This window comes from Allomesorhizobium camelthorni, from assembly GCF_011045125.1.
GTDB lineage: Bacteria > Pseudomonadota > Alphaproteobacteria > Rhizobiales > Rhizobiaceae > Allomesorhizobium > Allomesorhizobium camelthorni.
The window spans coordinates 79385-101295 of record NZ_JAAKZF010000011.1 but is presented as its reverse complement, the minus strand read 5'-3'; the positions used below and the strand labels follow the sequence as shown (position 1 = coordinate 101295).

At 63.2% G+C, this 21911-nt stretch carries 19 protein-coding genes, 1 tRNA gene and 1 pseudogene; 15 read left to right on the top strand and 6 right to left on the bottom strand.

From position 1 onward, the window contains the following. Positions 1-20: 20 nt before the first annotated feature. From G6N73_RS11480 to G6N73_RS11445, 8 genes are all read left to right on the top strand, one after another. Positions 21-1406, top strand: a complete 1386-nt coding sequence (locus G6N73_RS11480; protein ID WP_165027677.1) for an aldehyde dehydrogenase family protein — start codon at positions 21-23, stop codon at positions 1404-1406. Between the two features lie 20 nt (positions 1407-1426). Further along, a complete protein-coding gene (locus G6N73_RS11475) occupies positions 1427-2614 on the top strand; it encodes an iron-containing alcohol dehydrogenase (protein WP_165027675.1) in 1188 nt (395 codons plus the stop codon). A gap of 206 nt (positions 2615-2820) precedes the next feature. Beyond that, positions 2821-3927 (top strand): ABC transporter substrate-binding protein, encoded by a 1107-nt coding sequence (locus tag G6N73_RS11470; RefSeq protein WP_165027673.1) that lies wholly within the window; start codon positions 2821-2823, stop codon positions 3925-3927. Positions 3928-3986: 59 nt separating this feature from the next. Then, complete coding sequence (locus G6N73_RS11465) at positions 3987-4901, top strand: ABC transporter permease (RefSeq protein WP_165027671.1); 915 nt, start codon at positions 3987-3989, stop codon at positions 4899-4901. Next, positions 4898-5689, top strand: coding sequence for an ABC transporter permease (locus tag G6N73_RS11460; protein ID WP_165027669.1), 792 nt, complete (start codon positions 4898-4900; stop codon positions 5687-5689). The genes G6N73_RS11465 and G6N73_RS11460 overlap by 4 nt, the downstream gene beginning before the upstream one ends. A 14-nt stretch (positions 5690-5703) precedes the next feature. Continuing rightward, positions 5704-6768 carry an ABC transporter ATP-binding protein gene (locus G6N73_RS11455; RefSeq protein WP_165027667.1) on the top strand — a complete coding sequence of 355 codons (1065 nt, stop codon included), beginning with the start codon at positions 5704-5706 and terminating at the stop codon, positions 6766-6768. A gap of 149 nt (positions 6769-6917) precedes the next feature. Further along, positions 6918-7829, top strand: a complete 912-nt coding sequence (locus G6N73_RS11450) for an endonuclease/exonuclease/phosphatase family protein (RefSeq protein ID WP_165027665.1) — start codon at positions 6918-6920, stop codon at positions 7827-7829. After that, positions 7826-8671, top strand: a complete 846-nt coding sequence (locus G6N73_RS11445; RefSeq protein ID WP_165027663.1) for an EamA family transporter — start codon at positions 7826-7828, stop codon at positions 8669-8671. The genes G6N73_RS11450 and G6N73_RS11445 overlap by 4 nt, the downstream gene beginning before the upstream one ends. A gap of 44 nt (positions 8672-8715) precedes the next feature. On the opposite strand, the gene G6N73_RS11440 is transcribed toward G6N73_RS11445, so the two are convergent. Both G6N73_RS11440 and G6N73_RS11435 read right to left on the bottom strand, forming a co-directional pair. Continuing rightward, positions 8716-9336, bottom strand: a complete 621-nt coding sequence (locus G6N73_RS11440; protein ID WP_165027661.1) for a TVP38/TMEM64 family protein — start codon at positions 9334-9336, stop codon at positions 8716-8718. Between the two features lie 56 nt (positions 9337-9392). Further along, positions 9393-9887 carry a methyltransferase family protein gene (locus tag G6N73_RS11435; protein ID WP_165027660.1) on the bottom strand — a complete coding sequence of 165 codons (495 nt, stop codon included), beginning with the start codon at positions 9885-9887 and terminating at the stop codon, positions 9393-9395. 122 nt (positions 9888-10009) lie between these two features. Here G6N73_RS11435 and G6N73_RS38565 point away from each other — a divergent pair. Together G6N73_RS38565 and G6N73_RS11425 are read left to right on the top strand one after the other, a co-directional pair. Then, positions 10010-10312 (top strand): annotated as a pseudogene (locus G6N73_RS38565) (MarR family transcriptional regulator); the annotation flags it as partial. A 267-nt stretch (positions 10313-10579) separates the two neighbouring features. After that, a complete protein-coding gene (locus G6N73_RS11425; protein WP_165027656.1) occupies positions 10580-10867 on the top strand; it encodes a hypothetical protein in 288 nt (95 codons plus the stop codon). A gap of 89 nt (positions 10868-10956) precedes the next feature. Here G6N73_RS11425 and G6N73_RS11420 read toward each other — a convergent pair. Then, positions 10957-11031, bottom strand: a tRNA-Val gene (locus G6N73_RS11420). A 103-nt stretch (positions 11032-11134) separates the two neighbouring features. Next, positions 11135-11497 (bottom strand): cell cycle two-component system response regulator CpdR, encoded by a 363-nt coding sequence (cpdR, locus tag G6N73_RS11415; protein ID WP_008835384.1) that lies wholly within the window; start codon positions 11495-11497, stop codon positions 11135-11137. Positions 11498-11705: 208 nt separating this feature from the next. Between cpdR and G6N73_RS11410 the strand changes: the two genes are divergently transcribed. Both G6N73_RS11410 and hisN read left to right on the top strand, forming a co-directional pair. Further along, positions 11706-12596: an N-formylglutamate amidohydrolase gene (locus G6N73_RS11410; protein ID WP_165027654.1), complete on the top strand. Its 891-nt coding sequence runs from the start codon at positions 11706-11708 to the stop codon at positions 12594-12596. Between the two features lie 325 nt (positions 12597-12921). Continuing rightward, positions 12922-13698: a histidinol-phosphatase gene (gene hisN, locus G6N73_RS11405; RefSeq protein WP_165027652.1), complete on the top strand. Its 777-nt coding sequence runs from the start codon at positions 12922-12924 to the stop codon at positions 13696-13698. A gap of 3 nt (positions 13699-13701) precedes the next feature. Here hisN and G6N73_RS11400 read toward each other — a convergent pair whose 3' ends face one another. Beyond that, positions 13702-14652, bottom strand: a complete 951-nt coding sequence (locus G6N73_RS11400) for an alpha/beta fold hydrolase (RefSeq protein ID WP_165027650.1) — start codon at positions 14650-14652, stop codon at positions 13702-13704. Between the two features lie 463 nt (positions 14653-15115). On the opposite strand from G6N73_RS11400, the gene G6N73_RS11395 reads away from it, so the two are divergent. Then, positions 15116-15586 (top strand): Hsp20 family protein, encoded by a 471-nt coding sequence (locus G6N73_RS11395; RefSeq protein WP_165027648.1) that lies wholly within the window; start codon positions 15116-15118, stop codon positions 15584-15586. Between the two features lie 44 nt (positions 15587-15630). Here G6N73_RS11395 and G6N73_RS11390 read toward each other — a convergent pair whose 3' ends face one another. Then, positions 15631-16680: a threonine aldolase family protein gene (locus G6N73_RS11390; RefSeq protein ID WP_165027646.1), complete on the bottom strand. Its 1050-nt coding sequence runs from the start codon at positions 16678-16680 to the stop codon at positions 15631-15633. A gap of 278 nt (positions 16681-16958) precedes the next feature. Between G6N73_RS11390 and G6N73_RS11385 the strand changes: the two genes are divergently transcribed. Continuing rightward, positions 16959-17114, top strand: a complete 156-nt coding sequence (locus G6N73_RS11385) for a hypothetical protein (RefSeq protein WP_165027644.1) — start codon at positions 16959-16961, stop codon at positions 17112-17114. Between the two features lie 33 nt (positions 17115-17147). Then, the gene (gene gltB / locus G6N73_RS11380; protein WP_165027642.1) at positions 17148-21851 is read left to right on the top strand and encodes a glutamate synthase large subunit; all 4704 of its coding nucleotides are present in this window, start codon (positions 17148-17150) and stop codon (positions 21849-21851) included. The last annotated feature ends 60 nt before the right edge of the window (positions 21852-21911 follow it).

The window sequence follows — 21911 nt, the reverse complement described above, 5'->3', positions numbered from 1 at the left end:
CAACAAGACGGGGAAATTTCATGACGGAAACCATCAAGCTCAAATCCCCCATCGACGGCTCGATCTATGCCGAGCGGCCGGTCGCAACCGATCAGGCGGTCAATGCCGCCGTCGAGCGGGCGAGGGCGGCGCAGGCCGGCTGGGCCGAGACCCCGATCGCCGAGCGCGGCAAATACCTGCTCGCTTTCCTCGAGGCGCTGCTGGCCATGAACGACGAGATCGTGCCCGAACTTGCCTGGCAGATGGGCCGGCCGACGCGCTACGGCGGGGAGAAGGGCGGCGTCGAGGAGCGTACCCGCTACATGGTGGCGCTCGCCGAGAAGGCGCTGGCGCCGTACGTTCCGGAGGACCGGCCGGGCTTTCGCCGCTATCTCAAGAAGGAGCCGCTCGGCGTGGTGTTCGTCATCGCGCCGTGGAATTATCCGTATCTAACCGCCGTCAATTCGATCGTGCCCGCTTTGATGGCCGGCAACACCGTGATCCTCAAGCACGCGGCGCAGACGCTGCTGGTCGGCGAGCGTTTCGCAAAGGCCTTCGAACAGGCCGGGCTGCCGAAAGGCGTCTTTCAGAACATCGTGCTCAATCATGCGCAGACCGAGAAATTGCTCGGCTCCGGCAAGATCGACCACGTCAACTTCACCGGCTCGGTCGCCGGCGGGCGCGCCATCGAGAAGGCGGCGGCGGGCACCTTCATGACGCTCGGCCTCGAACTCGGCGGCAAGGATCCGGCCTATGTGCTGCCGGATGTGAAACTCGAACACGCTGTGGCCAATCTCGTCGACGGAGCCTTCTACAATTCCGGCCAGTGCTGCTGCGGCATCGAGCGCGTCTACGTGCACGAGAAGGTCTACGACGAATTCGTCGAAGGCTTCATCGCCGAGACGAAGAACTACGTGGTCGGCAATCCGCTCGACCAGGCAACCACGATGGGGCCGATGGCGCAGGCCCGCTTTGCCGATTTCATCCGCGAGCAGAAGGCGGAAGCGCTGCGCAAGGGCGCGGCCGCGCATATCGGCATGAAGGTCGATAACGACCGCGAAGGCTCGCCCTATCTGGCGCCGGAAGTGCTGACTAATGTCGATCACCAGATGAGCGTCATGCGCGAGGAAAGCTTCGGCCCGATCGTCGGCATCATGAAGGTGCGCAACGACGAGGAGGCCATTGCGCTGATGAACGACAGCCCCTACGGGCTGACCGCCTCCATCTGGACCACCGACACCGACCGCGCCGCCGCGATCGGTGACCGCGTCGAGACCGGCACGGTGTTTATGAACCGCTGCGACTATGTCGATCCCGGCCTGGTCTGGACGGGGGTCAAGGAAACCGGGAAGGGCGGCGCCATGTCGGTCGTCGGCTACGAGAATCTGACCCGGCCGAAATCGTATCACCTGCGCGAAACAATCTGATTTCTTCGAAAGTACATTTGATGACCAAACTCGTTTCCAAATGGAATTACCCGACTACCGTCCGCTTCGGCGCAGGGCGCATTTCCGAATTGCCGGATGCGCTTGCCGCTGCCGGCATCAAGCGGCCGCTTTTCGTCACCGATCCCGGCCTGGCGAAGCTGCCGGTCGTGGCCAGCACGCTGAAGTTGCTGGACGACGCCAGGATTCCTTACGGCGTGTTTTCGGACGTGAAGCCCAATCCGGTCGAATCCAACCTGACGGCCGGCATCGAGGTCTTCAAAAAGGGCAAGCATGACGGCGTCATCGCCTTCGGCGGTGGATCGGGCCTCGATCTCGGCAAGCTGATCGCCTTCCAGGCCGGCCAGACGCGGCCGGTCTGGGATTTCGAGGACATCGGCGACTGGTGGACGCGCGCTAATTCCGACGCCATCGCGCCGATCGTCGCCGTGCCGACCACCGCCGGCACTGGCTCCGAGGTCGGCCGTGCCGGCGTTATCACCCATGAGGAAACCCACACCAAGAAGGTCATCTTCCATCCGAAGCTGCTGCCCGCGATCGTGATCGCCGATCCCGAACTGACGGTCGGAATGCCTCCCTTCATCACGGCGGGAACAGGCATGGACGCCTTCGCCCACTGCCTCGAAGCCTATTGCGCGCCGGGCTATCATCCGATGGCCGACGGCATCGCGATCGAGGGGATAAGGCTCGTATTCGAGAACCTGCCCAGGGCATACGCCAACGGCAAGGATCTGGCCGCCCGCGCGCATATGATGAGCGCCGCCGCCATGGGCGCCGCCGCCTTCCAGAAGGGCCTCGGCGCCATCCACTCGCTGTCGCACCCGATCGGCGCTCTCTACGACACCCATCACGGCATGACCAACGCCGTGTTCATGCCCTATGTGCTGGCCTTCAACCGCGACGCTGTCGAAGAGCGCATCGCCAGGCTTGCCGCCTATATCGGCATCAAGGGCGGGTTCGACGGCTTTGCCAAGGCCGTGCTCAAGCTGCGCAAGGAACTGGGCGTGCCGCATGCGCTGCCGGACCTTATCAAGGGGCTCGACATGGACAAGAAGCGCAAGGCGCTGATCGCCGACATGGCGATCGTCGATCCGACGGCGGGCGGAAACCCGGTGAAGCTGACGCGGAAAGCGGCGCTTGCGCTGCTCGACAATTCGATCGCCGGCGCGGTGCAAGGCTCTGGCAGGTAGAACTCTAAATAAGGGAGGGGGAGCAAAATCGAACAGGCGAAAATCGTTAGCCGGAAAACAATGGCCGCGATTGCCACAAGCATAGAAAAGTAGTTAACTTTTTCCTGCCTGGGGGGTCCGGGCGGCCGCATTTTCATCTGTCTGTCATCGAATGCCGGTAACCGCATCGCAGGCGTCCAATGGCGTCAGTTCAACGGAGAGAACACATGTTCAAGTTTACGGGAAAGGTCCTTTCCCTTACCGCCGCATCGCTGATGGCAGCGACGGCAATTACCTCTGCCCAGTCCATGGACGAACTGGTCGCCGCCGCGAAGGCGGAGGGCCAACTGACCACGATCGCGCTGCCCCACAATTGGTGTGGCTATGGCGATGTCATCGCCGGCTTCAAGGCGAAGTATCCTGAAATCACGATCAACGAACTCAACCCCGACGCCGGTTCGGCCGACGAGATCGAGGCGATCAAGGCAAACAAGGACAATAAGGGTCCGCAGGCTCCGGACGTTATAGACGTCGGCCTCTCCTTCGGCCCGACGGCCAAGGCCGAAGACCTGATACAGCCTTACAAGGTGTCGACCTGGGACACGATCCCGGATTCGGCCAAGGATGCCGACGGCTATTGGTATGGCGATTATTACGGCGTTCTCGCCTTCATCGTGAACACCGATATCGTGAAGAATGTGCCGCAGGATTGGGCCGACCTTCTCAAGGACGAGTATGCGAATTCGGTTTCGCTTTCTGGCGATCCGCGCACGTCCAACCAGGCAATCCAGGCAGTTTACGCCGCTGGCCTGGCGAGCGGAGCGACCGATGCCAAGACCTCCGGCGAGAAGGGGCTGGAGTTCTTCAAGGAGTTGAACGCCAAGGGCAATTTCGTGCCGATCACCGCAAAGGCGGCTCCGATCGCTCAGGGCGCAACGCCGATCGCGGTTGCTTGGGATTATAATGCTCTGGCATGGCGCGATGGCTTCCTCGACAATCCGCCCGCGGAAGTCGTGGTGCCGAAAACCGGCGTCGTAGCCGGCGTTTATGTTCAGGCGATCAGCGCCTATGCGCCGCATCCGAACGCCGCCAAGCTCTGGATGGAATACCTCTATTCCGATGAAGGGCAACTCGGTTGGCTGAAGGGCTATTGCCATCCGATCCGCTTCAACGATCTGGCCAAGAACGGCAAGATTCCGCAGGAGCTGCTCGATAAGCTGCCGCCTGCGGAGTCCTATGAAAAAGCCGTGTTCCCGACGCTTGAGGAACAGGGTGTGGCGAAGGAAACGATTACCAAGAACTGGGACGCCGTCGTCGGCGCCAACGTCCAGTAGGCAGTCGAAGCGCGGGCGGCCCTAGGTCGCCCGCGCCTCGCACCAAATCTGGCGCCCGCATGACTCAAACAAGTATTACCGCAGCCTTGGAAGCCGCGCAGGAAGCGCCGCCGGCCGAGCGGCGCGGCGTTCGGCTGCCGTTGCATTGGCTCGGTGTTGCGCCGTTCTTCATCTTCGCGCTGATGTTCCTGATACTGCCGACGCTCTACCTGATCGTCGGCGCGTTCCAGAACAATGAAGGCGAGTTCACGTTCGCCAACATCGCCGAACTGATGCAGCCCTCGATCCGTTCGGCCTACTGGATTTCGATCAGGATCAGCCTTGCATCGGCCCTTCTGGGTGGTCTGGCCGGCCTGGCGATCGCCGTTGCGATCGTGCGCGGTGGCCTGCCCGAATGGATACGGGCTGCGACGCTGACCTTTTCCGGCGTTGCATCGAATTTCGCCGGCGTGCCGCTGGCCTTCGCCTTCATCGCCACGCTCGGCAGGCTCGGACTCGTGACCGTGCTGCTCAACACATGGTTCGGCATCAATATATATGCGCTCGGCTTCAATCTCCTCTCGTTCTGGGGCCTGACGCTGACCTACCTGTTCTTCCAGATACCGCTGATGGTGCTCATCATCGTGCCTGCCATCGATGGGCTGAAGAAGGAATGGGCCGAGGCCGCCGCGACGCTCGGGGCGACGCAGGCGCAATACTGGCGAATGGTGGCGCTTCCGGTCCTGTGGCCGAGCTTCCTCGGGACCGTGCTTCTGCTCTTCGCAAATGCCTTCGGCGCTATCGCGACCGCCTATGCGCTCACCGGTTCGCAGCTGAATATCGTGCCGATACTCCTCTATGCGCAGATCCGTGGCGACGTGCTGCATAACCCGCATCTCGGCTACGCGCTGGCGTTCGGCATGATCTTCATCACCGGCGTCGCCAATATCTTCTACATCTGGTTCCGCACGCGCAGCGAAAGGTGGCTCAAATGAGGGCCTCCCGAATCTGGGCGTGGGTGACGTTCGGGCTGGGCGCGACGTTCTTCTTTCTGCCGCTGATAGCAACTTTCGAATTCTCGCTGCGCATGAAGCGGGGTGTCTATTCCTTTGAGGCCTACCGGTCGGTGATCGGCGACACCCGCTTCCAGGAAACTTTCGCCTATTCGGTGACCGTTGCCGTGATGACCATTCTGCTCGGCGTTCTTCTCGTCGTGCCGACGGCCTACTGGATCAGGCTGCGCATGCCCCATCTGAGGCCAGTAGTCGAGTTCGTGACGCTTTTGCCCCTCATCATTCCGGCGATCGTCATCGTATTCGGCTATATCCGCATGTACGGCTCGTCGTCGCCGCTGCCTTTCCTGGCGACGCGCCGGGGTACGGATGTACTTTTGGTGATCGGCTACGCGACCCTGGCGCTGCCCTACATGTATCGCGCGGTTGATACGGGGCTACGCACAATCGACGTGCGCACACTGACCGAGGCCGCACAGATACTCGGCGCCGGCTGGGCGACGATCATCGGCCGCATCATCCTGCCCAATGTGCTGATTGCGGTGCTTTCCGGTGCGTTTTTAACCTTCGCGATCGTCATCGGCGAATTCACCATGGCGAGCCTGCTGAACGCACCAGCCTTCGGCCCCTACATGCAAAACATAGGCGCCAATCGCGCCTATGAGCCGGCGGCGCTAGCCATCATCGCGTTCGTCATCACGTGGGCCTGCATGGGCGGCATTCAGATACTTGCCCGGTTCGCGCCGCGATCGGCGAACCGCCCCAACTGACTGGAACCCGCTGTATGGCCGAAACCTTCCTCTCGATCCAGAATGTCCGCAAGGCTTTCGGCGCGACCACCGTGGTCCAGGATTTCGACCTCGACGTCGAGCGAGGCGAGTTCGTTTCGTTTCTCGGGCCGAGCGGCTGCGGCAAGACCACGATGCTGCGCATCGTCGCCGGTTTCGAGGAACCTAGCGCCGGCATGGTGATGATCGGCGGCAAGGACGTCACCAATCTGAAGCCCAACCAGCGCGACATCGGCATGGTGTTCCAGGCCTATGCGCTGTTTCCGAACCTGACGGTGGCGCAGAATATCGGCTTCGGGCTGAAGGTTGCGGGCGTCCCGCGAGCCGAATCGGATGCGCGTGTCGCCGAGATGCTGTCAATAATCAAGCTGCCGGAGTTCGGCGACCGCTATCCTTATCAGCTTTCGGGCGGCCAGCAGCAGCGAGTGGCGCTCGCCCGCGCGCTGGCGCCTAAACCGAAGCTGCTGCTGCTCGACGAGCCGCTGTCGGCGCTCGACGCCAAGGTCCGCGTCTCGCTGCGCGAGGAAATCCGACTGATCCAGAAGAAGCTCGGCATCACCACCATCTTCGTCACGCACGACCAGGAAGAGGCGCTGTCCATGTCGGACCGCATCGTCGTCATGTATGGCGGCAAGGCCGAGCAGGTCGGCACGCCGTTCGAGATCTACAACAAGCCGGCGACGCGCTTCGTGGCTTCCTTCGTCGGCACGCTCAACATCCTCGAAGGTACGGTTTCCGACCCCGCAAGCGGCACGGTGAGCATCAACGGCAGCGAGATCGCGCTGAAGCGCGCGCTCGACGGAAAGGCAGCCGGCGACGAGATTTCGCTTGCGCTTCGCCCCGAGGCGATTTCGGTCGGCAATCACCCCGGCCGCGATTCAAGCATCGCCGGCGAGATTTCCGACGTGAGCTTCCTCGGCTCTGTCATCCGCGTGCGGGTGGGCGTCGGCAAGAACGCCGTGTCGCTGGACACGTTCAACAGCCCATCCACGCCGCCGCCCGTAGTCGGCGAAACGGCGAACATAACCTTCGCCGCATCCGATCTTCTCGTGTTGCAGTAGCGCGGCGTTCCCCTGTCTCAGGGAGGGTGGATCAGCGGGTGAGGTCGGTTCGCAACTCGCGGTCCCTCGTTGGCCCAAACCTCGCCGCGCCGCTTCTTATTGCCAGCTAAATACCGAAGGCGTACTGCGATCGGGCGGGGGACTTTGGCGTGAAGCTCGTCAGCTATAACATCCAGTACGGTTTCGGAGCCGACGGCCGCTACGATCTGGAGCGGATCGCGCGGGTGCTCGCCGGGGCCGACATCATCGCGCTGCAGGAGGTCGAGCGCGGCTGGCGGCGGACCGGCTTCGACGACCAGCCCGAAATTCTCGGCCGGCTCCTGCCCGAACATTATTGGATCTACGGTCCCGCCTTCGACATGGACGCCAGCACCCGCATGGACGGCCGCGTCGTCAACCGGCGGCGGCAGTTCGGAACCATGCTCCTGTCGCGCTGGCCGATCGCCTGGTCGCGCCTGCACCTCTTGCCGATGCACCGGACGATCGCGCCGCTCAACACGCAGAACGCAGCACTCGAATGCATGGTCCGCACCCCGGCCGGGCCGGTTCGGTTCTTCTCTCTGCACCTCGCCCATATCGGCGCGGAGGAGCGGCTGGGGCAGATAGCCTTTCTGCAGGATCTGCATCGCCGCACGCCGTTTCAGGGCGGGCCGTGGAGCGGCGCTGACGACGAGCCGGAGCGCGGCTGGACGCATGGCGAGAGCGAGCCCGAATGCCCGCTGGCGGCGATCTGGCTGGGCGACTTCAACTGCGAGCCGGATAGCGCCGAATACCGCCGCGTCACCGGCACGACGCCACACCATGCCGGAGCTTCCTATCTCGACGGTTTTGTCGATGCGGCGACGGTGGCCGGCCACGGTCCTGGCGATCTTTATACCCACGTAAAGGAAATCGGCGGCCGCATCATGAAGCGCCGGCTCGATTATTGCTTCGTCGGCTCGATGCTGGCATCGCGCGTGCGCTTGGTCAGCGTCGACAATGCCGAGATCGCTTCTGACCACCATCCGCTCCGGATCGACATCGACCTCGACGATCCGGCCTCGCGGATCGCGCCGGAATGACGCTCACCGTTTTCTTCGCGGTGCTCGCGGCGGCCGCCATGCATGCCGCATGGAACGCGCTGATCAAGATGCGCGGCGACCGTTTTGCCTCGATCTCGCTGACGTCGCTCGGCATGAGCCTTGCGGCCCTGCCGGTCATCCCCTTCGTCGAATTTCCCGCCGCGGCGGTCTGGCCGTTCATCGCCGCCTCGCTCGCCATCCATATCGGCTACCGGCTGTTCCTGGTCATGGCCTATGAGGCCGGCGACCTCGCCCAGACCTACCCGCTGGCGCGGGGAGCGGCGCCGCTGATGACCACGATCGGCGCGATCCTACTGCTTGCCGAATTGCCGCCGCCGCTGGCGGTCCTCGGCATCGTGCTCCTGTCGACGGGCACGTTGCTGATGTCGTTTCGCGGCGGCAGGGGGCTCGGCAGGCTCGACCGCCGGGCGGTCGGGTTCGCGCTGACCACCTCGATCTTTGTCACCGGCTACACGCTGACCGACGGCAGCGGCGCGCGCCTGGCCGCCACCGCGTCGAGCTACGCGGCAGGGCTGTTCCTCTGCGACGGGCTGGTCTCGATGGCGATCGGGTTCTACTACCGCGGGCGCAGCCTGCTTCCGATCATGAAGACGGAATGGCATGTCGGCATTCTCACCGGCCTTCTAAGCGCCGCCTCCTACTGGATCGCCATGTGGGCGATGACCAAGGCGCCGATCGCGTCGGTGGCGGCTCTGCGCGAAACCTCGATCCTGTTCGCCATGCTCATTTCCGTCTTTGCGCTGCGCGAAAAGATGACGGGATGGCGGATCGCTGCGGCGCTCTGCATCGTCGCCGGCGTTGTAGCGCTCCGGCTGGGTTGAGCGCCGGCGCACCCGCCGTCGCCGGGCGTTGCAGTTGACATGTCCTACGATGAGCGACGCATGAGAAAAAGCGCAACGGGCAGGAGCAGGATGGGAAGCACATAGCTCACCACGAGCGCCAGGATCGGCTTGTCGGCCCAGCCGGCGCCGATCGCCGCAAACGCAAACGCCGTGGGCACGCTGCCCAAAGCCAATGCAGCTGTGAATTTTCTCGTTGGCATCCCCGCGAGCCCGGCAAGAAAGACCATGGCTTCCGGAATGCTGTAGGGGAGGCTGCGGGTGAGGACGATCGCCCAGGCGCCGCTCCGTTCGAACAAACTCTCCATCCTGTTCAATGACTGGGGGCCAACGAAGCGCTTCACCATTCGCCGTGCGGAGGTGAGCATGAGGACATAGCCCAGAAGGCCGCCAGTGATCTGGCCGACACTACCCAAGAGACCCCCGAGCACGGCGCCGTAGATCACACCGAGAGCAGCGATCACCACAGTCTGCGGGACCGGCAACACCAGATCGGCCCAGATGAGAACGATGCCTGCGGCCCATGCCCAGCTCTCGTATTTCCGAAGCATGAGAACTGCGTCGTTGGCCTCCTGAGGCGTCGGGATCGTGGCGCAAGAGGCCAGCACCAATGCCACTACGACGACCACGGCCAGGCCCAGTCTCAATTCGGCCTCCGGACTTCTCCAGGACCGGCCAACGGGGCCGGCGCTCTTGCTCAGGGCTACAGCCAGCGGCGGACGCGCGCTTTGTAGTCGCGGTAGGAGCCGCCGAAGCGCCGCTCGAGATAGGCCTCTTCGCGCGCGACCACGACATAGTGCAGGATGATGAGGAGAGGCAGCGCGAGGACAAGGACCCACGGGCTGCGCGCAGCTATGCCGATGCCGGCATAGAGGAGGAACATGCCGACATAGATCGGATTGCGGCTCCAGCCATGTATGCCGGTTGTGACCAGTGCGCGGACAGGCTGGTTGGAGCGCACGGGCGTAGCCGCGCGGGAGAAATTGCGAATTCCCGCGGCCATGATCGCGAGACCGGCCACGATCAGCCCTGCGCCCAGGGTCCAACGGAAGAGGGCGGCCTCCGGCAAGATGAGCGGCAAGGGAAGCACGCGATCGAGGACAACCCCCAGGAACAGGCACGCGAGATAGAGCAACGGCGGCCGCGCGATGCCCCGCGCCACCGGGGCGTCATTAGCCTGCTGGTCGGTGGAGCCCATTTTGGCTTCTCCCACTTGCCAAGCGTTGCGCCGATGGCCAGGATCGGCGTTAAGATGACAACATTGATGTCATTCTAGTTTTTGACAACATAGTTGTCAATCTCAACGATGGAGCGGAATAGATGGCGTCGGTGCGACAGGGGAAAGCGGAAAGTCGGATCGCCACGAGCAAGGGCGAGGCGATAGCGGACCTGATGCTCGAAGTAGCACAATTCTTCTTTCGAATACGGGCAGTTGGCCAGAGAACAGGGCTCATCACGAGCTGGGGCGGCGGCGCGTTCGGTTTCATGCGCAGCCTGGCGCTGCTTGGCCCGCTCACCGTGCCGCAGATCGCCCAGATGCGGCCGACCAGCCGCCAGCGCATGCAGCGGTTGGCCGACGAGCTGGCGGCGGAGGGGCTCGTGGAGTTCATCGACAATCCGAGGCATCGGCGATCGAAGCTGGTGCGCCTCACGCCCAAGGGTGAAGCGCACTACCGCGAGTTGAACGCCCGGCTCCTGGCGATCGCCTCGACGATGGGCGCCGGGCTCAGCGAAGCCGACATCCGCAACACTGTCGAAATCGTGCGGCGGCTCAGCGATGAGGCAAAGGAACGCTGAGGCGGCTGCCGCAGAGCACGAGGATCGCCGCGCCAGGGGCAGCGCTGCGCTGCTGAGCAACAGTTTGAAACCTTGGCATGAAGGAAAATTAGAATGGCTAGCGAGCAAACAGAACGGATGGTCCGGCTCTTGGCTTACGTCGCCCGGAACAAAGCAACGATCACTTATGGTGAATTCGCTGGAATTGTGGGCGGAATGATCGCTCGTGGTGCTGGTCAGAAACTTACGAAGGAATTGGCGCCGCATTGTCGGGAGCAGGGACTGCCACCTTTGTGGGCGCTGGTCGTGAATGCTGGTACCGGCCAGTCGAGTGATCCAGAAGTCACTCCCGCCGATCTGGCGCACTGCTACAGTTTCAAGTGGAAGGCACCACAGGACTGAAAACAGAAACTGTCAAAGGAATGAGGGTCGTCGCTATCAACGCCTATAAGGCAGATGGTCTCGGACACATTGACCTTGTTTGGCTTGGATGGTGGGCGTGACAGGGATTGAACCTGTGACCCCTGCAATGTCAATGCAGTGCTCTCCCGCTGAGCTACACGCCCATCCGAAGCCGCGCATACACCATATTATGGCCGAGCGCGTCAATAGCGAGATTGGCCGAAAGGCCGGCTATTTGCGCCGGCCTAACCCGGCGGCCGCGCGCCATCAGGCGGCTTGCAGCATCTTTTCGACCTCGTTGACGAGATCGCGCAGGTGAAACGGCTTCGACAGCACCTTGGCGTCCTTCGGTGCCTTGGAATCGGGATTGAGCGCCACGGCGGCGAAGCCGGTGATGAACATCACCTTCAGGTCGGGGTCGATCTCGGTCGCGCGCCGCGCCAGCTCGATGCCGTCCATTTCCGGCATGACGATGTCGGTCAGAAGCAGCGAAAACGGCTCTTCGCGCAGCCGCTCATAGGCGCTGGCGCCATTGTCGAAATCGCTGACGTCATAGCCGGCGCGCTCGAGCGCCTTGACCAGAAACCGACGCATGTCGTCGTCGTCTTCCGCCAGAAGAATGCGTGCCATGTTTTCCCGTCCGAATCACCTGCAAAGACTGCTTGCAGCCAGTCTGGTTAACCATCTCTATATGAAGAGCCGACGGTAAAGATCAAGTGAATGCAGCTATGCCGCCGCCGAAACGCAACGTCCGTCCTTGCACCGAACTGCTGGACAGAATGGCCGGCAGATGGCAGTTTCGAAGCCATGATGGAGTGGTGTTCGCAGGCAGGTGTCGATGACGGCGGGCGATGACTTTTCGGCGCTGGCGCCGTTCGAGATCCGCACCGCCGCAGATCAGCGCGTGCCGTTCGTCTTCAACTCCCCGCACAGCGGCTCCCACTATCCCGATCGCTTCCTCGCCATGATCCGGCTCGACCGCAACGCGATCCGCCGCTCCGAGGATTGCTATGTCGACGAACTGTTCGGCAGCGCCGTGGCGCTGGGCGCGCCGATGCTGGCGGCGAACTTTCCGCGCGCCTATCTCGACGTCAACCGCGAGCCCTGGGAACTTGACCCGCGCATGTTCGTCGAGCCGGTGCCACCTTACGCCAATATCCGCTCGGCGCGCGTGGCCGGCGGCCTCGGCACGGTGCCGAAGCTGGTAGGCGAGGGGCTCGACATCTATGCCGGCCGCCTGCCGCTCACCGAGGCGGTGGCGCGCATCGAGGCCGTCTACAAGCCCTATCACGACGCGCTGAAGCTGCTTTTGACGCGCACCCACCAGCGTTTCGGCTATGGCGTGCTGATCGACTGCCATTCGATGCCGGCCAGCATCCGGATCGGCGACAGCGGCGTGCGCCCCGATTTCATCATAGGCGACCGCTTCGGCGCGTCCGCCGCATCGGCGCTTACCGAAAGAGCAATCGGGCTCCTGACGTCGATGGGCTACACCGTCGCGCACAACAAGCCATATGCCGGCGGCTTCATCACCGAGCATTACGGCCGCCCGGCGCGCGGCCTCCACGCGCTGCAGATCGAGGTCAATCGCGGGCTCTACATGAACGAGCGGACATTGCAGAGATCGGCAGGGTTCGATGCGCTGGCCGACGATCTGGCGCGGTTCTGCGCCGATCTGATGGGAATGCCCGACCGCGACCTCGTGGACCTGCCGCTTGCCGCCGAATAGCCGGCGCATCCGCGGCCAAAAAAAACCGCGTTGTTCGCACAACGCGGTCGAAGTCTAGGGAGGAAACGCCCAAGGAGGGCATAGACAGGAGAACCTGTCCGACTGAAAATTTATTGTGCGCTGCACAAATGTCAAGCGCATACATGAATAATTAATTCATATTGATGTGGAGATCGGGGAATTTGCCTCAAAATGTTGCGCTCGCGCAACACAAAAACGCGCCAAATTGCCCGGTTAACCTGCGGAAATGGGCCTGAATCGACAGAAGCAGGGCTATAGTCGGCCAAAGTGATTCGGGCGTCGCTGGCCCTTGGGAGACGGGATTTTGAAGATTTCGGCCGAGTTCATGCGGCGTGTCGCCGAGGCTGCCGCCGCCGAGACCCTGCCGCGCTTTCGCGGCCGGGGGGCGGTCTCCAACAAGCTTTCAGGCGGCTTCGACCCGGTCACCGAAGCGGACCAGCGGGCAGAGCAGGCGATCCGTGCGGTCATCCGGGAAGAATATCCCGACCATGGGATACTGGGCGAGGAATTCGGTTCCGAGAATGCCGCGAGCAGCCACATCTGGGTCATCGATCCGATCGACGGCACGCGCTCCTTCATTTCAGGCGTTCCGCTCTGGGGCACGCTGGTCGGCCTCACCGTCGACGGCGACGCGGTGGCCGGCATGATGTCGCAGCCCTTCATCGGCGAGCTTTTCCGCGCCGACAGTGGCGGCGCCTTCTATGAAGGCCCTGGCGGCGCCCGCAAGCTGGCGACGCGCAAGGTGGATGCGCTTGCGCAGGCGACTTTGTGCACGACGACGCCGGCGCTGTTCCTTGGCGGCCGGCGCGAATCCTACAACCGGCTGGAGGCTGCGGTCCAACTGTCGCGCTACGGGACAGACTGCTACGCCTACGCCATGCTCGCGGCCGGCCATATCGACCTCGTCGTCGAGGTCGGCCTGCAGGCCTACGACATCGTGGCGCTGATCCCGATCATCGAGCGGGCCGGCGGCAAGATCACCAATTGGGACGGCGGACCGGCCGAGAATGGCGGCGAGATCGTCGCCGCCGGCTCGCCGAAGCTGCACGACGCGGCGCTGGAACTGCTGCACCGGGGCTGATCTTCAGCCGCCGCTCCCCGGAATGAAAGCATCGAAAGCGGCGAAGAACTGCTCGCGGAAAATGTCGGCTTCCTGCAGGATTTCGTGGCGGGCGCCGTCGATGGTCAGCAGCGAGCCGTTGCGCAGCCTCCGCGCCAGATCCTCGATCGGCCGGTTGGCCACCACCTCGTCTGCTCCCGCCGCGATGATCAGGATCGGCGTCTGGATTTTCGCGATGAAGTCCGGATCCTGGACCGTTGCCGAGGCCTCGGCCGCCGCGCGGATCCACGCCACCGTCGGGCCGCCCAGTCCCAGATGCGGATAAGCCTCGTAAAGCTCGCAGTTTCGCGCGTAGCGGGCCGGGTCGGACGTAAGCTTGTTGGAGGCGAACGGGTATCGTTGCAGCGGGCGCGGGCCGCCGGTGACGTAGAGCCGGCCCAGTCCGAGATAATAAAGCGCCATCGCCAGGCGGCGGATGGTCGGAAGCGTCAGCGACGTGCCGGTCACCATCAGGAAGGGTGCGATCAACACCATGCGGCTGACGCGGTTGGCCAGCGAGGGCGCCGCCAGAAGCGCCACCAGCGCTCCGGCCGAATGGGCGAGCACGTAGTAAGGGCCGCGGCAGTCGGGCAACACGAACTCGGTGAAGAACTGGTCAAGATCGTTGGCGTAATCGAAGAAGGTGCGCACATAGCCGCGCTGCGGATCCTTGATCAGCCGGTCGGAAGCGCCCTGGCCGCGCCAGTCGAGGGTCGCCACGGCAAGGCCGCGCGCGGTCAGGTCGCGGATCGTCTCGAAATACTTCTCGATGCACTCGTTGCGGCCGGGCAGCAGAACGACCGTGCCCTTGAAGGGACGCGCCGAGGTTGGAAAAAAGGCGTGGCGGAGCACCTTGCCGTCGCTGGCCGTAAAAAACCCGGCGGTGGCGTTTTCCGGTACCGGATTGCCGGCAAGTTCATGGAAAGGAGTGCTCATCGTCCACTTCGCTCTCGGCGCGCCGAAAGCGACAGCGCTGCCAAGGTGATAGAATCATGACGGGCAAAAGCAAAGAAAATCCGGGAACAGATCCGGTAACAGAAGAGACCGGAAGCTGCTTGCGCTGGCTTCCGGTCTCTGTCGATCCGGGAGGAAGGGACGTTACACCCGGCTCGGCTTCGTCGCGATGCGCACCGGCGCATCGCCGAACCTGATCTCGAATGCAAATTTAACAAATGTCGTCTGAACGCTTGCCGAAGCCGCGGTTCATCCTGCGTTCATGTTTCGAGCACGCTGCCCGCCGCGGATTATTCCCGGGTCAGAAACCCTTGAAACGGCCTTTTTCGCTTCCCAGATTATCGATGTGGCCGCCGAAACGGGGCCGCTGGTCCATGCGATACGCCGCTCAAGGGTTTGCACCGGGCCAAAACGCAAACAGTGTTGCTCAACAGGAGAACAGACCATGCGTCACGTTGATTTTTCGCCCCTCTATCGTTCGACCGTCGGCTTCGACCGGCTTTTCACGATGCTGGACTCGCTTGCCCAGCCGGACAACGGCCAGACCTATCCGCCCTACAATATCGAGCGGACCGGTGAAGACGCCTACCGCATTTCGATGGCTGTCGCCGGCTTTGCCGAAGACGAAATCGCCATCGAGGCGCATCGCAACGTGCTGAGCGTCAAGGGCGAGCGGAAGGATGAAGGCAATGGCGAGGGCTCTGAAGTCCTCTATCGCGGCATTGCCTCGCGCGCCTTCGAGCGCCGCTTCCAGCTTGCCGACCATGTCGAGGTCAACGGCGCCTTCCTCAAGAACGGCCTGCTTCACATCGACCTGAAGCGCAACGTTCCCGAGGAGATGAAGCCGCGCAAGATCGCGATCGCTACGGCGCCTGCCAAGGCCGCCAAGCAGATCGAGGCCACGACCACCAAATAATCGCTCCTCCCAAGCGAATAGCGGCGCCTCCGGGCGCCGCATTTTTATGCGATCAGTTCGCCGAAGCGGTCAACGTCCTCGGCCGTCGTGGCGAAGCTGGTGACGAACCGGCATATCGTCTCGTCGTCGCCGATGGCGCCTGCGTATCCGTGCGGCGTGTTCCAGGGATGGAAGACCGCGCCCGCGGCGGTCAATCTCTCCGCCAGATCCTTGCTCATGATCGCGAAGAGTTCGTTGGCCTGCGGCTCCCAGGCGACCCGGACCCTGGACGACGCTTCGACGCGCGCCGCGAGGCGACTGGTCATCGCATTTGCGTGCCGCGCCGTTTCTAGCCAGAGCCCGTCCCTGAAATAGGCGTCGAACTGCGCGGCGATGAAGCGCGACTTGGAGAATAGCTGCGCGGCGCGCTTGCGTATGAACGAAAAATCCCTCGCTCGCCCGGTGTCGAACAGTACCACCGCCTCGGCGCACCAGCAGCCGTTCTTGGTGCCGCCGAAAGAAACGATGTCGACGCCGCGCTTCCAGGTCATTTCTGCCGGCGTCGCATCGAGCGCCACCAGCGCATTGGCGAAGCGGGCGCCGTCCATGTGCAGCGGCAGGCCGTACTCCCTTGCGATCGATGAGATCGCAGCGATCTCGTCGAGGCCGTACAGGGTTCCGACCTCGGTCGCCTGCGTGATCGAAACGGCCATAGGCTGGCCGGCATGCACGAAGTCCGGCACGAAATGATTGATCGTGGCCTTCAGCTCGCCTGGATCCATCTTGCCAAGCCGGCCGTCCACGGCGCGAAGGCGCGCGCCGCCGGTCAGATATTCGGGAGCGCCGCATTCATCCTCGAGAATATGGGCCTCCCGGTGGCAGAATGTGATGCCGCCCGGCCGTGCCAGCGATGCCAGCGCCAGCGAATTGGCGGCGCTGCCCGTGGCGACAAAGAAAACGGCCACCTCGCGTTCGAAAATCTCGTTGAACCGTTGGGCGACCGCCCGGTCAAGCGCGCCATCGCCATAGGCCGGGTCGTAGCCGGAAGCGTGGGCCGAAAGTCCGGCGGCGATATTTGGGTGCGCGCCGGCCCAATTGTCTGATGCGAAAATCATTTTCTGTCCAAATGATCAAGGATTAAAGGCGATGCGACATTCACCGGTTTTGCAGCCGGAGTTCAAGAGGCCGGTTGCCCCATCCGCGCCGGACCGCATATTGCCGCAGTGGAGATGGCTGAAAGTTACCTATATCTGCCGTGAGGCGAAATTTTATGTCGCGCATACGTCAAGATGTTTGCAAATCGGTCTTGTTTCACCGGGAAAATTCTGACATAAGAAATTTAGGACAGCAGTGCTGTCGTATTTATCTTCGCAATGTGTGCTGGATTTGGCGTATGATCGCGCTTGTCCGGCTGCCGCTGCGGGTGGCGCCGGAATATCGACAGGCGGTGACGGCGCCGCAACAGGCGAAAATCATCTGGCTTGTCCGGATGTTTTCGCCGAATTTCGTAACATTTCCGCTCGTCGGGCGCCGTCAGGCACTGCGATGAAGCGGCGCGCGAGGCAAAAACGGAGGAAGGACGATGATGGACATTTCATCTGTGACGACGGAGCAGACCGCCCCCGCGCAGACGAAAGCCGTCGCCGTCAAACGCGCCATCGAGCATGGCCTCTACAATCCCCGTAACGAGCATGATGCATGCGGCGTCGGCTTCATCGCGCAGATGAAGGGCGTGAAGTCGCACCAGATCGTCGAGGACGGTCTGGCCATGCTGCAGAACCTGACGCATCGCGGCGCCGTAGGCTCGGATCCGCTGATGGGCGACGGGGCCGGCGTGCTGGTGCAGATTCCCGACCGCTTCTTTCGCGAGGAAATGGCCAGGCAGGGCATCGAACTGCCGCCAGCCGGGCAGTATGGCGTCGGCCACTGGTTCATGCCGCAGGACGCGGCGATGCGTGCGCACATCGACGAGATCATCGCCGAGTCGGCGCAGTCGGAAGGCCTGCCGCTGATCGGTTTTCGCGACGTGCCGGTCGACAATTCCTCGCTGTCCAAGGCGCCCGATATTGCGGCCGCCGAGCCGTACCACCGCCAGGTTTTTATCGGCCGCACGCCCGACATTGACGATGACGAAGAGTACGAGGCGCGGCTCTATCTCCTGCGCAAGGTGATCTCCGGCCGTATCTACGCCGAGAACGACAATCGCGACATAGGCGCCTACTGTGTGTCGCTGTCGGCGCGCACCATCGTCTACAAGGGCATGTTCCTGGCCTACCAGGTCAGCTCCTACTACAAGGACCTCAGCGATCCGCGCTTCGAGACGGCGCTGATCCTCGTCCACCAGCGTTTTTCGACCAACACCTTCCCGTCGTGGAAGCTGGCGCATCCCTACCGCATGGTCGCGCATAACGGCGAAATCAACACGGTGCGCGGCAACAACAACTGGATGGCGGCGCGCCAGGCGTCGGTCGATTCCGAACTGTTCGGCAACAATATCTCCAAGCTATGGCCGATCTCCTATGAAGGGCAATCGGACACCGCCTGCTTCGACAATGCGCTCGAATTCCTGTTCCAGGGCGGCTATTCGCTCGCGCATTCCATGATGATGCTGATCCCGGAAGCCTGGGCCGGCAACAAGCTCATGGATGAAGACCGCAAGGCGTTCTACGAATACCACGCGGCCCTGATGGAGCCGTGGGACGGCCCCGCCGCCGTTGCCTTTACCGACGGCCGGCAGATCGGCGCGACGCTCGACCGCAACGGCCTGCGCCCCGCTCGCTATATCGTGACCGACGACGACCGGGTCATCATGGCGTCGGAAGCCGGCGCGTTCACCGTGCCGGAGGAAAAGATCGTCAAGAAGTGGCGGCTGCAGCCCGGCAAGATGCTCCTGATCGACCTCGTGAAGGGGCGGATCATTTCCGACGAGGAGATCAAGTCGGAGATCGCGGGCAAGCACCCCTATAAGAAGTGGCTCTCCAACACGCAGCTCATCCTTGAAGAGCTGAAGCCGGTCGAGCCGCGCGCGCTGCGCAAGGATGTGACGTTGCTCGATCGCCAGCAGGCGTTCGGGTACACGCAGGAAGACGTGAAGCTGCTGATGTCGCCAATGGCGACGACGGGCCAGGAGGCGGTTGGTTCCATGGGCACCGACACGCCGATTTCGGCGATGTCGGACCGGTCGAAGCTGCTCTACACCTATTTCAAGCAGAATTTCGCCCAGGTCACCAATCCGCCGATCGACCCAATCCGCGAGGAGCTGGTGATGAGCCTCGTCTCCTTCATCGGGCCGCGGCCGAACATCTTCGACCTCGTCGGCTCGTCGCGCCGCAAGCGGCTCGAAGTGCGTCAGCCGATCCTTACCAATGCCGATCTCGAGAAGATCCGCTCGATCGGCCACACCGAGGACAGGTTCGACACCAAGACGATCGACGTCACCTATTCGACGGCTGAAGGCGCCGCCGGCATGCAGGGCGCTGTCGAGCGGCTGTGCGAGCGTGCCGAGGCGGCGGTCGCCGGCGGCTACAACATCATCATCCTGTCGGACCGCCAGGTCGGTCCGGATCGGATCGCCATTCCCGCGCTGCTGGCGACGGCGGCGGTCCATCACCACCTTATCCGCAAGGGGCTGCGCACCTCCGTCGGCCTCGTGGTCGAATCCGGCGAGCCGCGCGAGATCCATCATTTCTGCTGCCTCGCCGGCTACGGCGCGGAGGCGATCAACCCCTATCTCGCCTTCGACACGCTGCTCGACATGCACAAGCGCGGCGAGATGCCGGCCGAGGTCGATGCGAGCGAGGTCGTCTCGCGCTACATAAAGTCGATCGGCAAGGGCATCCTCAAGGTCATGTCCAAGATGGGCATCTCGACCTATCAGTCCTATTGCGGCGCGCAGATTTTCGACGCCGTCGGCCTGCGGACCGATTTCGTCGACAAGTACTTCACCGGCACCGCGACGATGATCGAGGGCGTCGGCCTCGAAGAGGTCGCGGCCGAGACGGTCGGCCGGCATCACGACGCGTTCGGCAACGACCCGGTGCTGCGCAACGCGCTGGAAGTCGGCGGCGAATATCTGTTCCGGATGCGCGGCGAGGCCCATATCTGGTCGCCCGACGCCGTCGCCTCGCTGCAGCATGCCGTGCGCCAGGGTTCGTGGGACACGTTCAAGGAGTATTCCGCCCAGATCGACAGCCACACGGCGCGCGCGCAGACCATTCGCGGCCTGTTCAAGATCAAGACCGCCGATGAGACCGGGCGCAAGCCCGTGCCGATCGAGGAGGTCATGCCGGCGGCCGAGATCGTCAAGCGCTTCTCGACCGGCGCCATGTCGTTCGGCTCGATTTCCAGAGAGGCGCACACCACGCTGGCGCGCGCCATGAACCAGATTGGCGGCAAGTCGAACACCGGCGAGGGGGGCGAGGAGCCGGACCGCTACCTGCCGCTGCCCGGCGGCGGCCGGAATCCGGAGCGCTCGGCCATCAAGCAGGTCGCCTCGGGACGGTTCGGCGTGACCGCGGAATATCTGGTCAACTCCGATGTCATGCAGATCAAGGTCGCGCAGGGCGCAAAGCCCGGCGAAGGCGGCCAGTTGCCCGGTCATAAGGTCGACGCGACCATCGCCAAGGTCCGCCATTCGACGCCGGGCGTCGGGCTGATCTCGCCGCCGCCGCACCACGACATCTATTCGATCGAAGATCTGGCGCAGCTGATCTTCGACCTGAAGAACGTCAATCCAGAAGCCGACGTCTCGGTCAAGCTGGTCTCGGAAGTGGGCGTCGGCACGGTCGCCGCGGGCGTCGCCAAGGCGCGCGCCGACCATATAACCATCTCCGGATATGATGGCGGTACCGGTGCGTCTCCGCTGACCTCGCTGAAGCATGCCGGCTCACCCTGGGAGATGGGCCTTGCCGAGACGCACCAGACGCTGGTGCTGAACGATCTGCGCAGCCGAGTGGCGCTTCAGGTCGATGGCGGGCTGCGCACCGGCCGCGACGTGATCATTGGCGCGCTGCTCGGCGCCGACGAGTTCGGTTTCTCCACCGCGCCGCTGATTGCCGCCGGCTGCATCATGATGCGCAAGTGCCATCTGAACACCTGCCCGGTCGGCGTCGCGACCCAGGATCCGGTGCTGCGCAAGCGCTTCAAGGGCACGCCCGAGCACGTCATCAATTTCTTCTTCTATGTCGCGGAAGAGGTGCGTGGGCTGCTGGCCGAAATGGGCTTCACCCATCTCGACCAGATCGTCGGCGATACCGATCTCCTGGAAAAGCGGGCCGTGATCGAGCACTGGAAAGCCCAGGGCCTCGACTTCAGCCGCGTGTTCTACAAGCCCGAGGCGCCGCGCGAGGCGACGCACTGGACCGAGCGCCAGAAGCATCCGATCGACGACGTGCTCGACCGCAAGCTGATCGAGCTCGCCAGGCCGGCGCTGGAATCGAAGCTGCCGGTCAAGATCGAGGTCGGCATCCGCAATGTGGATCGCTCGACGGGCGCCATGCTTTCGGGCGAGGTGGCCAAGCGCTACAAGCACAAGGGGCTGCGCGACGACACGATCTCGGTGAAGCTGACCGGCACAGCCGGCCAGTCCTTCGGCGCGTTCCTGGCGCGCGGCATTTCGTTCGAGCTGATCGGCGACGGCAACGACTATGTCGGCAAGGGCTTGTCGGGCGGCCGCATCGTCATCCGCCCGCCCGACGATGCGAAGATCGTCGCCGAGGATTCTATCATCGTCGGCAACACCGTTCTCTACGGCGCGACCGAGGGCGAATGCTATTTCCGCGGCGTCGCGGGCGAACGCTTCGCCGTGCGCAATTCGGGCGCCGTCGCGGTCGTCGAGGGTGTCGGTGATCACGGCTGCGAATATATGACCGGCGGCGTGGTCGTCGTCATCGGCCAGACCGGACGCAATTTCGCGGCCGGCATGTCGGGCGGCGTCGCCTATGTGCTCGACGAAGCGGGCGATTTCGCCAAGCGCTGCAACATGGCCATGGTCGAACTCGAACCGGTTCCCGAAGAAGACGACATGCTCGAGAAGCTGCACCACCATGGCGGCGACCTCGACCATAAGGGCCGCGTCGACGTGTCGGGCGATATGACCAGCCACGACGAGGAGCGCCTCCATCTGCTCATCTCGAACCACGTGCACTACACGGGCTCGACGCGTGGCAAGGAAATCCTCGAGGACTGGGCGAGCTACCGGCCGAAATTCCGCAAAGTGATGCCGGTCGAGTATCGCCGTGCGCTCCAGGAGATGGAGCGTCTGCGGATGAGCGTGGCGGCGGAGTAGGGGAATTTGGTCGCGGGTAGGATATGGAGTAAATTCGGGCGAATTCGCTAAGTGGACCGA